The sequence below is a fragment of the Flavobacterium sp. NRK1 genome (assembly GCF_024054175.1).
Classification (GTDB): domain Bacteria; phylum Bacteroidota; class Bacteroidia; order Flavobacteriales; family Flavobacteriaceae; genus Flavobacterium.
On the sequence record NZ_JAMXLA010000001.1, the window covers coordinates 3,153,150 to 3,165,938 of the forward strand.

A 12,789-nucleotide genomic window follows, 5' to 3' on the forward strand; every position below is an offset into this window, starting at 1 on the left:
AAGTTTAATCAATTATACTTTAACGACTAATAAATTAATCATATCTGGCATTAAAATGTTCCATCCATTTTCCCTGAACTTTCATAACCTGTTCTATCACATCCCTAACACAGCCAGTACCTCCGTTTTTATGTGAAATATATTTGCTTATTTCCTTTATTTCCGGAGCTGCATCCTGAGGGCATGCCGGTAACCCTACAAGCTGCATTACATGAAAATCAGGAATATCATCACCCATATACAACACATGTTCAGGATTAATATTATAAATATCTACAAACTCGTCAAACGTTTCTACTTTGTTAGGTACTCCCAGATAAATATCTGTAATACCTAAATTTCTTAGTCTTATGCGCACACCCTCGTTAAGTCCACCGGAAATTATACATACAATATATCCGTTTTCAACTGCCGCTTTCATAGCATATCCGTCACGTATATTCATATTGCGTAACATTTCACCCGTGGGAGTTACATGTATAGAACCATCTGTTAATACTCCATCCACATCAAAAATAAATGTGGTTATATCATTCATTATTTCTTTATAGCTTTTAGCCATTTTTTTCTTGTATAGATTTTGTTAATAGGGTATATATAGCTTTTTGATTTTCATCTTTAATAAAATCCAGATGCCTCTGTATGGTTGTAACATCTCTTCTTCTGGCCGGGCCGGTCTGTGCCTCAAGTGGGGTAAGAGTATCAATCTTGTCTGCCGTTTCCTTTATTAAAGGTTTTAAAATAGCGAACGGAATATTATTTTCTAAACATATCTCACTGCCTATTTCGTATAGGTGATTAGTGAAATTATTCACAAATACTGCAGCTACATGCAGAGCCTGCCTTTGAAGAGAATTAATATTATACACAAGGTTACTTATACAGGAAGACAATTGTTCCAATATTTCATAATCTTTTACATTATCACTTTCCAGGCAAAGAGGTATTTGTTTAAAATCTACTTCTTTATTTTTTGAAAAAGTTTGTAACGGATAAAAAACGCCTCTGCGGTTTTTATTATTGATAACTTCTATTCCGGTACTACCGGATGTATGTACTACCAGCCTGTCATTAAATGGGAGTTGTGCTGATACTTCTGCAATAGCGTCATCACTTACAGATAGTATATAAACATCTGCTTCCGGCAATGTATTAAGATTGTTTGTTATGAGTCGCTTGTCAATTATATTAAATAGTTTTTCAGGATTTCGCGCATAAACACCAGCAAGAACAGTTTTATCCGAACTCTGAAAGGCTTTTATAAGATGCTGCGCCACATTTCCTGAACCTATAATCACTACTTTTAACATGGTCGCTAAATTAGTAAAAAAGTTTTAGGTATCAGGGTAAACAAGGTGTGGTAAAATGACGAATTCAATACGTCAGAACAATTATTTTAAAATGTATATTACACAATTAAAAAAGCGGATAATACAATATCCGCTTTTTAATTATTATTTTATCCATGAATTATCATTTGTATCAATATCAGGGAGCAATCTTAATGGGTCAATATCTATAGCTTTTACTTTTTTAGAGGATTTCAACAGATAATCCCATTCATTAGCACGTTGCCAAACTTCAACAGGAAGTGTTTTTATTTCTTTGGTGTCATCTTCATAAACAACTTTAAATACAACCGGCATAGGTACTTCTCCTTTATTAACAAAAGTAATAATTGCTGAATCAGGATTTTGTATAACTTTTGTTACTCCTAAATCTATATTACCATTCCCTATAAACCATCCTCTCCAGAACCAGTTAAGATTTTCTCCTGATCCATTTTCCATAGCATTATAAAAATCAGAAGGTTGCGGATGCTTAAAGGCCCATTCATTGATATATCCTTTAAAAGCATTATCAAAACGTTCTGCCCCAAGTATATATTCACGTAATAATATTAAACCCGTAGCAGGTTTAGAGTATGCTGTATAGCCTAAGTTCATAGGTCTTGCTACATCAGGATAAGTATTAATGCTTTCTCTGTATTTAGACCTGAACCAGAAAACCCCATTTCTCCCTTTAGCTGCATCAGATGGATATTCTCCATTATTAAAAGCCAGAGTGCTGTAATGATTTATAAAAGTATTAAAACCTTCATCCATCCATGCATATCGTCGCTCATTGGAACCTACGATCATCGGAAACCAGTTATGTCCAAATTCATGATCAGTCACTTCCCATAGGTCCTGTCCATGGCTTGAAGCATGACAGAATGAAACACCCGGATATTCCATACCACCTACATTTGAAGCTACATTGACAGCATTGGGATATGGGTATTCAAACCATTTTGAAGAATAATGTTCTATAGAAGCTTTTACATATTCTGTAGAACGTCCCCAAGCTAAATTGCCATCACTCTCTTTAGTATAAACGGACTGGGCTACTGCTTTTTTGCCGCTTGGCAGGTTGATTCTTGCTGCATCCCAAATAAAACCCTTACAGAAAGCAAATGCTATATCACGGCTATTTTTCATTTTAAAATGCCATGTAGATTTTCCGCTTTGTGAAGGTCTTGTAATTTTAGTGTTACCTGCTTCATTCGGGGCTATCAAATAAACTGTTTTATCGCTTTGCGAAGCTTTATCCCAGCGGTTAAGCAATTCTTTAGAAAGTACATCCTTAGGATTGGCAAGTTCTCCTGAGCCTACAACAATATAATCATAAGGAAGAGTAACTTTATAATCAAAATCCCCATATTCAACATAAAATTCACCTGCACCAAGATAAGGTTCAGTATTCCAGCCTGCTACATCATCAAAAACACACGCCCTTGGATACCATTGAGCCATAGAATAAACAATACCTTCTTTTGTTTTTAACTGTCCCATCCGGTCCATTCCTTCAACAGGTATCTTAAATTCAAAATTTAAGGAAACGGTTGCCGTTCCTCCTTTTGCAGGTATAGGCTCTTTAAGAAATACCTGCATACGTGTATCCGTAATAAGATACTTAGAAGAATTATCTCCTTTAACTTTAGCCGAAAGATCACTTATTTTAAAACCACCATCTGTATCTCCGGCATAACGGTTTGTTCCGGCAATGGGTGTAGTTAATGTACCTCTTGAATCTTCTGTAAAACGGTTTTGTTCTACATACATCCATATATAATTTAACTCTTCAGGACTATTATTATGATACGTCATTACCATTTTACCCTTAAGGATGCCTGCCTTGTCATCAATTTCAGCTTCTATATTGTAATCTGCCCTGTTTTGCCAGTACTCAGGTCCGGGAACACCCGAAGCAGAACGATATACATTGCCGCGACGATACATAACATCATCAAATTTATATTGATTGTTTTGTAATACTTCCTGTGCGAAAGATGTTAGTCCGCTAAGGCAGAATAGTAATAAGATTTTAGGAATTCTCATTAATGTTTTAGATTAGTTAGGGTAATAGTATGAAATAGGTTAGTATGATTGCCAAATATACCTAACTTATAAATATTATAAAAAAATATTTGCATGCTATAATGGCTTAATTTTTATAATTAAATGGGCTCTTAAAATGAAGTTTTGAGTACTTTTGCATCAATTTACAAAAACAACTTTCCGTACTCATGGATAAAATTATATCGTTCTTTTCCTCAACCCGTTTAATGGCAGTACTTTTTTTAGTTTTTGCTCTTTCTATGGGAGTAGGTACTTTTATTGAAGATGCCTATAATACAGATACTGCCCGACTGTTTATTTACAATGCCAGGTGGTTTGAAGCTATTATGTTATTGTTCGTAATAAATTTCTTTGGTAATATTAAACGTTATAGCCTTCATAAAAAAGAAAAATGGGCCACTTTATTACTTCACCTTTCTTTCATATTTATTATTGCCGGAGCGTTTGTTACCCGCTACATAAGCTTTGAAGGAATGATGCCAATAAGGGAAGGAGCTACAGAAAGCCGTTTTTATTCTGATAAAACATATCTTACTGTATTTGTAGATGGTGAGCATGAAGGCGAAATGAGAAGAAGGACTTTTGAAAAAAACCTTTTACTTTCCCCAGTAGCCAATAATTACTTTTCAATGTCTAAGGAATTTAGTGGAATACCAATTGAAATAGAATATAAAGATTTCAAACTTGGAGCTAAAGAGACTGTTGTAGAAGACCCAAAAGGTATTTATTATCTTAAACTTGTTGAAGCAGGTGATGGCGGACGCCACGAGCATTATCTTAAAGAAGGACAGGTAGAAAACATCCATAATCTTTTATTTGCTTTTAATGCACCCACAGAAGGTGCAATAAATATAACCCTGAAAGATGGAAACTATACTATAAAAACTCCTTTTGAAGGGGATTTTATGCGTATGGCCGATCAGATGAAAGGAAGCGTTAATAAAGATTCTGTTCAGCCTTTAATGTTCCGTTCACTCTATAATGTCGGAGGTTCGCGATTTGTTTTACCTGAAGCAGCTATAAAGGGTAAAGTAAATTATGTATCTAATAATAATTATAAAACAAAAGAAGACGCAGCCCTTACAGTTGTAGTGAAATCTGAAGATCAGGAGAAAGAAGTAACGCTGCTTGGAGGTAAAGCAAAAATGGGAGTTCCCCAGTCTTTTAAAATGGGCAGCCTTGAATATACATTAATATATGGCAGCAGACAGTATGATTTGCCATTTTCCATTAAAGTAAATGACTTTATAGCTAAAAAATATCCGGGAACAGAGTCTAGTTATGAATCTTTTGAAAGCAAAGTAACTGTAGAAGATAAGGAAAAGAACAACACTTTTGACGCCAGGATTTTTATGAATAATGTATTGGATTACAGAGGATACAGATTCTTTCAGGCGTCATTTGATGCTGATGAAATGGGTACAGTACTTTCAGTTAATCATGATTTTTGGGGAACATGGATAACCTATATTGGTTATTTCCTTTTATACATTGGTCTTATGGCAATTTTGTTTGACAAAAACACACGCTTTAATGATTTAAAACGCAAACTGGACAAGGTTAAAGCTAAAAAAGCAAAACTAAGTATAATAGCATTATTCTTTTTTGTTTTTAATGGGTATTCTCAAAATCATACGCATGAAGTTCCTACACAGGAACAAATGGATTCTATCATTCAGAAATATAAGGTTAGTGAAGAGCATGCTGCCAAATTCGGGCGCCTGATTATTCAGGATGCAGGAGGAAGGATGAAGCCTATAAATACATTCTCTTCGGAACTGTTGCGAAAAGTAAGTAAGAGTGATACTTATAAAGGATTGAATTCTGATCAGGCTTTTCTTTCTATGATCATGATGGATCAAATGTGGTATAGTATGCCTGTTATTGAGCTTAAACGCAATAATGATAGTTTAAGAATAGTTGCCGGACTTGAAAAAGAAGCAAAATTTGCTGCTTTATCGGACTTTTTTGATGCTCAGGGCAATTACAAGCTTTCAAAAATACTTGAAAAAGCATATCGGGAAAAAGAAGCTACCAAGTTTCAAAAGGATTATATGGAAATTGATAAAAGAATCAATCTTTTATATTCAGCTCTTACAGGACAGATATTAAAAGTGTATCCAATACCTAATGATAAAAATAACAAGTGGGTTTCTTACCTTGAAATACCAGAAGTTAAAAACGCTGAACTTGATTCAATAAAAAACATATTGCCATTTTATTTACAGGCAGTAGGTAAAGCAACAGAAACAGGAGATTATAAGTTAGCAAATAGTCTGCTGGAAGGGCTTACAAAATACCAGCACAAATTTGGAGGCAGTATAATGCCTAACGATGATAAAGTTAATGCCGAGATATTATATAATAAATATGACATCTTTAAAAAGCTATTTTCATGGTATTGCTATGCGGGTGTTTTAATGTTTGTTTTTGTTATCATTAATATTTTTAATTCACGTAAATGGGTTAGTTATGCTGTTAAAGCTTTTCACGGTATTATAATTTTACTTTTTGTACTGCATACAGCAGGCCTTATAGCGCGTTGGTATATATCAGGTCATGCGCCATGGAGTAATGCTTATGAGTCTGTTATCTATGTCGGATGGGCTACAATGTTCTTTGGTTTGGCTTTCGGGCGAAAATCATCGCTTACAGTAGCATCTACTGCTTTTGTAGCTTCCATGATACTTATGGTAGCGCACATGAACTGGACTGATCCGCAGATAGGAAATCTGGTGCCTGTTCTTAATTCGTATTGGTTAATGATTCACGTAGCTGTAATAGTTGCAAGTTATGGTCCGTTTACGCTTGGTATGATATTAGGCCTTGTTTCTCTTATATTAATGATATTCACCAACAAAAAGAACAAAGCTATTGTTGATTTGAATATTAAAGAACTTACATATATAAATGAAATGTCTCTTACTGTAGGCCTTGTAATGCTAACCATAGGTAACTTTCTTGGCGGGCAGTGGGCTAATGAGAGCTGGGGGCGTTATTGGGGGTGGGATCCTAAAGAAACATGGGCGCTGGTAAGTATTATGGTATATGCATTTGTTATACATATGCGCTTTGTTCCGGCTTTAAGAGGTAAATGGATATACAACTTCTTTAGTGTATTAGCTTTTGCTTCTATACTTATGACTTATTTTGGAGTTAATTTCTATCTTACAGGTTTACACTCTTACGCAAGCGGAGAAGTAAGAACGCCGATGTATTTCTTCTGGATGGCTTTAGGTGTATTTATCCTGGGCTTTATTTCCTATATACAATACAGAAAATATTTTAAAAAGTAATTATAGATGAAGCCACGTTAACCGTGGCTTTTCTTTTTCCAGTTTATTAGATTTTGCTTAACTTATTTTAATTAATTTTACAGTAAAATATCATTATGAAAAAATTCGCAATAGCAGCTATGGGGCTTACCTTACTGTTCAGCTGCCAAAACCAGGCACAAACTAAAAAAAATAAAACAACAACAGAAACCACTAAGACTATGTCGGCATCAAATATATACCAGTTTAAAGTAACTGATCTTTATGGAAAAGAATTTGATTTTGCTTCTCTTAAAGGAAAAAAAGTAATTATTGTAAATACGGCATCTAAATGCGGACTTACACCACAATATAAAGACCTTGAGGTTATTTATAAAGAATATAAAGACAAAGGACTTGTAATTGTTGGGTTTCCTGCCAATAACTTTGCGTCACAGGAGCCAGGTACAAGTAAAGAAATTGCTGAGTTTTGCGAATTAAACTATGGCGTTACTTTTCCAATGATGGATAAAATATCGGTTAAAGGAAACGATATGGCACCTATCTATCAGTTTCTTACCCAAAAAAGCAAAAATGGACTACAGGATAGTGAAGTAGAATGGAATTTTCAAAAATACCTTATAAATGAAAATGGTCAGTTGGAAAAAGTAATAAGCCCAAGGACTTTACCAACAGATCCTGAAATTGTAAACTGGATCAAGGCCTAATACTCAGAATTTGGGATATGTTTCTAGAACAACTAATCCCAAATTAGTTAAACTACAAAAAATGATCTATCCTAAAATACCTTTAGCCCAAAGCATTATAGAAATATGCCTGGCTAAAGGATTGACTGATATTGTAATATCTCCGGGGTCGCGTAATGCTCCTCTTACAGTTGGTTTTGCTAATAATACCAACTTTACATGCTATAGCATTGCAGACGAACGCTGTGCTGCTTTTTTTGCAGCAGGTATGGCACAACAGCTTAAAAAACCTGTAGCGGTTGTATGCACATCCGGATCTGCATTATTAAATTATTATCCGGCTATTGCAGAAGCTTTTTACAGTCAGATACCTGTAGTTGTTATTTCTGCCGACAGGCCCCATGATAAAATTGACATTGGTGATGGGCAGACTATACGCCAGGAAAATGTGTATGCAAATCACATACTATTTAGCGCCAATCTTTTGGAAGACGCTTCTACAGAAAATGACAGGCTGATTAATGAAGCTATAAATACAGCTGTATTACTAAAAGGCCCTGTACATATTAATGCTCCATTTGAAGAACCACTTTATGAAACTGTTACAGAACTTTCTGTTCAGTCAGAGGTGTTTAATACCATTATTGATGACATCTTGCCGGAAGATTTGACTCTTTATGCTAATAAATGGAATGAAGCTAAAAAGAAACTGATTTTAGTTGGCGTAAACGATCCTGATATTATAGACCCGAGTATAATTGAGCAATTGGCCAATGATCCTTCGGTTGTAGTTATGACTGAAACGACTTCCAATCTGCATCATGATAGTTTTTTAAATAACATCGACACTATAATTACACCCTTTACTCACGAAGATTTTATAGCATACAAACCGGACATATTAATCACATTCGGGGGTATGGTAGTTTCTAAAAGAGTAAAAGCCTGGTTAAGAAAATACAAACCTGAAGAGCACTGGCATATAGATACCTTAAGAGCTTATGATACTTTTGGTGCTCTTACCAAACATTTTGAGATTGATGCCAATACTTTTTTTAAAGATCTACTTCCGCAAACAATTGCGATAGAAAGTACTTATCGTGAGATGGCGCAAAAACTTAAAGCTTACAGAAAAGTAAAGCATGACGAGTATTTGTCTAAGATTCCATTTTCCGATTTTAAAGTTTTTGAGCTTTTAATTCTTGCACTTCCTGAAAATTTACAAGTGCAGATAAGTAACAGCTCTGCAATACGTTACATGCAGTTATTTGATGTAAAAGAATCAGTTGAAGTGTTTTGTAATCGCGGTACAAGTGGTATAGATGGCAGTACTTCTACAGCGGTAGGAGCAGCAGTAGCAAGTGGTAAAGAAACCATAGTTGTTACTGGTGATATTAGTTTCTTATACGACAGTAATGCACTTTGGAACAATTATATTCCTAAAGATTTTAAAATTGTTATAATTAATAATGGCGGGGGAGGGATATTCAGAATATTACCGGGACATAAAGAAACGCCAGTTTTTAATACCTATTTTGAAACAGAACACCATTTAACTGCTGAACATCTGGCCAAAATGTATGGATTTGTTTATCAGAAAGCTACTAATGAAGAAGAACTAAAAATAGAATTAGAAACATTTATGCAAAAAGGAGCTCAGCCTAAAATATTAGAGGTGTTTACTCCAATGCATGAAAATGATAAGGTATTATTACAATATTTTAAAGAGCTACTATAGATGGGTTTTCATCCATCCATAGTGCTCTTATTGCATAAAAATAATCGCTTTCAAAAGAAATACTCCTTATTTCGTCTATTTCAAATTCAAAGTCATAATTTTCTTCAACGAAACCTTTTGTGTCTATAAAATCTATTATAAGAATGTTTCCAATAATTCTATTTATTATTCCATAGGATAAATGTTTTTCTTCATAATCTTGGAACTCAAAAAGGCCAAATTTATCTTGTACCCATTTCAAACAATTAACTGTATCAGTGAATTTGAAGTCTGCAGGTTTTTCAATAATTGTCTTTCTTAATTTTAGTACTCGTTCAGTAAATCTTTCTTTAGAAGAGTTTATTCTCCTTTTAATAAATTTCTTATTGTAAATTTTATAGCCATCCAATATATAATCACATGGTATGTGTTTCACAAGCAGCCATTCTTTATTTTCACATAAGGTTACGCCTATTTGCAATTCTTCCCAACCTTCAATCTCAAAAGATTCTACATTCATAATATAATATTTACATTCAAATATATGTAATTCCTGAGCTATAGAAAGCGTTAATGCAATTATAAAATTTGATTAAATTATATCCGTACCTTTGTAACCGAAATTTATAAGAATGATTGAAATAGGAAAATACAATACACTTAAGATAGTTAGGGATACTCAGGTAGGACTTTATCTTAGTGATGGAAAAGAAGATATATTATTACCTAATAAATATGTACCACGTGAATTTGAGATAGGAGAGGAGCTAATTGTTTTTGTTTATCTGGATCAGGAAGAACGTCCTGTAGCAACGACTTTAGAACCTTATATTTATCTAAATGAGTTCGCATTGCTAAGAGTTAATTTCACTAATAAATTTGGTGCATTTCTGGATATGGGTCTTGAAAAAGATTTATTTGTACCTTTTCGTGAACAAGCCCGTGAAATGGAAAAAGGCAAACGCTATCTGGTGTTTATGTATCTTGATGAAAAAACCAACAGACTTGTAGGTACAAGCAAGATCAATCAGTTTTTAAATAATGACGTACTGACTGTTGAGCAGGGTGAGGAAGTTGATCTTATTATATCGCATATTACTGATATGGGTATCAATGTGATCATAAATGAACAACATAAGGGGCTTTTATATAAAGATCAGGTATATGAAGATATTCGTACCGGTGACAGGATGAAAGGATATATTAAAACCATACGCCCTGATAATAAAATAGACGTAACCTTGCAAAAACAAGGCTTTGAAGCTATTGAACCTAATGCTGAAAAAGTGCTGGATGAACTTCGTGCTAATCGTGGTTTTCTTCGATTGAATGATGATAGTCATCCTGAGGATATCAAAACAGTTCTTAAAATGAGTAAAAAAACATTTAAGAAGGCTATTGGTACATTATACAAACAAAAGCTCATAGAAATTAAAGAAGACGGAATCTATCTTGTAAAAGAATAATTTAGACTGATTAATACATTATAATATGTCTCTTCATAACTTCAGGAACTGGACAGATAGTCTTAACGAAGAAGATGTAAAGCATCCGGTATTGTTTATTGGTCATGGATCTCCTATGAATGGTATTGAAGATAATGAGTTTTCAAGGACGTGGGCAAAAATGGGTGAGCAAATTGCAAAACCTAAAGCTGTACTTGTTATCTCTGCACATTGGTTAACAAGAGGAACGCATATTACAGCTATGGATGAACCAAAAACGATTCATGATTTTGGTGGATTTCCTCAGGCATTATTTGACGTTCAATATCCAGCAAAAGGTAGTCCTGAATTGGCTACAACTACTGCAAATCTTATAACTTCTACAAATGTTGGACTTGATCACGACTGGGGCTTAGACCACGGTACATGGACTGTTGTTAGACATATGTATCCGGATGCGGATATTTCTGTATTACAGTTAAGTATTGATTACAATAAACCTCCACAATACCATTATGAATTAGCAAAAGAAATTGCAGCACTCCGAAAAAAAGGGGTATTAATTATTGGTAGTGGTAATATGGTGCATAACTTAAGAATGATAGACTGGCAAAGGCTTAATGAACCTAATTACGGCTTTGACTGGGCTATTGAAATGAATGCTATTTTTAAACAAAAAATAGCAAATGGTAATCATCAGGCACTTATTGACTATGAAACCCTTAATAAAGGAGCAAAACTGGCTATACCTACACCAGATCATTATTATCCGTTGCTTTATACTTTAGGACTTCAGGATAAAAAAGATGAAATATCATTTTTCAATGATAAACTTGTAGGAGGATCTTTAAATATGACTTCTGTAAAATTTGGATGATGATATAAAAAATCCTTAATTAAGGGCTTTTTAATTATTCTAGTTCGTCATCTTTATCCGGTTTGATGGGATAATCTCCAAATAAAGGAGAGAGTTTCCATACTTTATACGGTTTATAAGAGAATTTATTTGATAATGCAATAATTGTAACAGTATCTTTTTTTAGAGTTACGTAGGAAGATGTATTACCGTGCCACCAGCCGTTATGATAAAATAACTTTTCTCCGGTTTCCCATTCATGCATTCTGATTCCCAGTCCGTAATTTTTAGTTCCTTTATGTTCGTAGCTATAGCCTTTAAAAGCTTCTTCATAAAGTTCAGGGCTTAAATATTCTTTTGAATAAGTTGCCAGGTCAAATTTAAGTAAATCCCGTGGTGTTGAAAAAATATTTTTATCGCCATAAACATTATCCAGAAAATCATATCCATATAAAACGTTATTGCCTTTGTAAGATCTGCATGCATTGCCTTTGTTTTTTTCATAATCAAAAACATAGGTGTTTTTCATTCCGAGTGGATCGAAAAGTATTTTTTTCATTGCAATACGATAATTCATATGTGTTACTTTCTCTATTATCAAAGCCAGCATTGCATAATTAGTGTTACAATAACCAAATTTTTTATCAGACTGAAAGTATAGGTCGAATTTATGCTTCGCCAGAAGATCTAATATATCCTGATTTGTAATCATGCTATGATCCCACACAGTCCGGTCATCACAGAAGTAGGCATAATTAGGAAGTCCGCTTCTGTGATTTAAAAGCATTCTTACAGTAATATCCTCATATGGAAATTCAGGTAATAAGCTATTTACTTTCTGGTCAAGGTCTAATTTTTTTCTGTCTGCAAGCTTTAGCACCACAGCCGCAGTAAGTACTTTACTGACAGAAGCTAAATGTATCGGCGTTTCAGAATTGATCTCCCTTTTTTCAGACCTGTTGGCAAAACCTCCATATCTTTCAAAAAGTATTTTTCCATTTTTTGCTACTAAAAATCCGCCACTTAAATCATTTCTTCGCCAAAGCTTGTTATAGAAATGTTCAATGCTGTTTGTTTTAGATTTTTTATAACTTGTTTTGACCTTATTTAATTTAGCATCAAGAGGTATAAAATGTAATACAGTGTCTTTAACTTCCTTTTTAATGTTTTCTGCCAGTTGTTTTTTTTCTTTAAGGCACGAAATAAAAGTAAATGCAAATATGAAGGGTAGTAAACGTAATAATCTCATCTTTGGTAATGCGTAAACCGCAAATATAATTAAACCATACTTTTTCAAAAGCTTTTTATGCAAGGTTAACACTTAAAAAAATCTATTTATTTGACTAAAAACGGTTTATAGTAGAGTTTGTTTACTGATTTATACAAATGGCAACACTGATGCATTTGAG

The 12,789-nt window shown here is 33.9% G+C and carries 10 protein-coding genes; 5 read left to right on the forward strand and 5 right to left on the reverse strand.

The window, feature by feature from the left end; genetic code table 11:
* Window positions 1–34: 34 nt before the first annotated feature.
* From NHE85_RS14500 to NHE85_RS14510, 3 genes are all read right to left on the reverse strand, one after another.
* Window positions 35–562, reverse strand: coding sequence for an HAD family hydrolase (locus tag NHE85_RS14500; RefSeq protein WP_252812862.1), 528 nt, complete (start codon window positions 560–562; stop codon window positions 35–37).
* Window positions 555–1,310 (reverse strand): Rossmann-like and DUF2520 domain-containing protein, encoded by a 756-nt coding sequence (locus tag NHE85_RS14505; protein ID WP_252812863.1) that lies wholly within the window; start codon window positions 1,308–1,310, stop codon window positions 555–557. Before NHE85_RS14505 ends, NHE85_RS14500 begins: the two co-directional genes overlap by 8 nt.
* 144 nt (window positions 1,311–1,454) lie before the next feature.
* Complete coding sequence (locus tag NHE85_RS14510; protein ID WP_252812864.1) at window positions 1,455–3,380, reverse strand: M1 family metallopeptidase; 1,926 nt, start codon at window positions 3,378–3,380, stop codon at window positions 1,455–1,457.
* A gap of 188 nt (window positions 3,381–3,568) precedes the next feature.
* Between NHE85_RS14510 and ccsA the strand changes: the two genes are divergently transcribed.
* The 3 genes from ccsA (at window position 3,569) to menD (ending at window position 9,100) form a co-directional block, all read left to right on the forward strand.
* Complete coding sequence (gene ccsA, locus NHE85_RS14515) at window positions 3,569–6,697, forward strand: cytochrome c biogenesis protein (protein ID WP_252812865.1); 3,129 nt, start codon at window positions 3,569–3,571, stop codon at window positions 6,695–6,697.
* A gap of 95 nt (window positions 6,698–6,792) precedes the next feature.
* The gene (locus tag NHE85_RS14520; RefSeq protein ID WP_252812866.1) at window positions 6,793–7,383 is read left to right on the forward strand and encodes a glutathione peroxidase; all 591 of its coding nucleotides are present in this window, start codon (window positions 6,793–6,795) and stop codon (window positions 7,381–7,383) included.
* A gap of 61 nt (window positions 7,384–7,444) precedes the next feature.
* Entirely contained in the window at window positions 7,445–9,100 is a 1,656-nt protein-coding gene (menD, locus tag NHE85_RS14525; RefSeq protein ID WP_252812867.1) for a 2-succinyl-5-enolpyruvyl-6-hydroxy-3-cyclohexene-1-carboxylic-acid synthase, read from the forward strand.
* Here the strand turns inward: menD and NHE85_RS14530 are convergent.
* Window positions 9,084–9,599, reverse strand: coding sequence for a hypothetical protein (locus NHE85_RS14530; RefSeq protein WP_252812868.1), 516 nt, complete (start codon window positions 9,597–9,599; stop codon window positions 9,084–9,086). The genes menD and NHE85_RS14530 overlap by 17 nt on opposite strands.
* Before the next feature lie 112 nt (window positions 9,600–9,711).
* On the opposite strand from NHE85_RS14530, the gene NHE85_RS14535 reads away from it, so the two are divergent.
* Complete coding sequence (locus NHE85_RS14535; RefSeq protein WP_252812869.1) at window positions 9,712–10,545, forward strand: S1 RNA-binding domain-containing protein; 834 nt, start codon at window positions 9,712–9,714, stop codon at window positions 10,543–10,545.
* Between the two features lie 25 nt (window positions 10,546–10,570).
* Window positions 10,571–11,401 (forward strand): 4,5-DOPA dioxygenase extradiol, encoded by an 831-nt coding sequence (ygiD, locus tag NHE85_RS14540; protein WP_252812870.1) that lies wholly within the window; start codon window positions 10,571–10,573, stop codon window positions 11,399–11,401.
* 34 nt (window positions 11,402–11,435) lie between these two features.
* Here the strand turns inward: ygiD and NHE85_RS14545 are convergent, their stop codons facing one another.
* Complete coding sequence (locus NHE85_RS14545) at window positions 11,436–12,629, reverse strand: serine hydrolase (RefSeq protein WP_252812871.1); 1,194 nt, start codon at window positions 12,627–12,629, stop codon at window positions 11,436–11,438.
* Between the last annotated feature and the right edge of the window lie 160 nt (window positions 12,630–12,789).

Excerpts from the sequence above, each read along its gene's own strand:
- NHE85_RS14545 (WP_252812871.1), bottom strand. The coding sequence starts at position 12,629 with ATGAGATTATTACGTTTACTACCCTTCATATTTGCATTTACTTTTATT.
- ccsA (WP_252812865.1), top strand. The coding sequence starts at position 3,569 with ATGGATAAAATTATATCGTTCTTTTCCTCAACCCGTTTAATGGCAGTA.
- NHE85_RS14505 (WP_252812863.1), bottom strand. The coding sequence starts at position 1,310 with ATGTTAAAAGTAGTGATTATAGGTTCAGGAAATGTGGCGCAGCATCTT.
- NHE85_RS14530 (WP_252812868.1), bottom strand. The coding sequence starts at position 9,599 with ATGAATGTAGAATCTTTTGAGATTGAAGGTTGGGAAGAATTGCAAATA.
- menD (WP_252812867.1), top strand. The coding sequence starts at position 7,445 with ATGATCTATCCTAAAATACCTTTAGCCCAAAGCATTATAGAAATATGC.
- NHE85_RS14520 (WP_252812866.1), top strand. The coding sequence starts at position 6,793 with ATGAAAAAATTCGCAATAGCAGCTATGGGGCTTACCTTACTGTTCAGC.
- NHE85_RS14535 (WP_252812869.1), top strand. The coding sequence starts at position 9,712 with ATGATTGAAATAGGAAAATACAATACACTTAAGATAGTTAGGGATACT.
- NHE85_RS14510 (WP_252812864.1), bottom strand. The coding sequence starts at position 3,380 with ATGAGAATTCCTAAAATCTTATTACTATTCTGCCTTAGCGGACTAACA.
- ygiD (WP_252812870.1), top strand. The coding sequence starts at position 10,571 with ATGTCTCTTCATAACTTCAGGAACTGGACAGATAGTCTTAACGAAGAA.
- NHE85_RS14500 (WP_252812862.1), bottom strand. The coding sequence starts at position 562 with ATGGCTAAAAGCTATAAAGAAATAATGAATGATATAACCACATTTATT.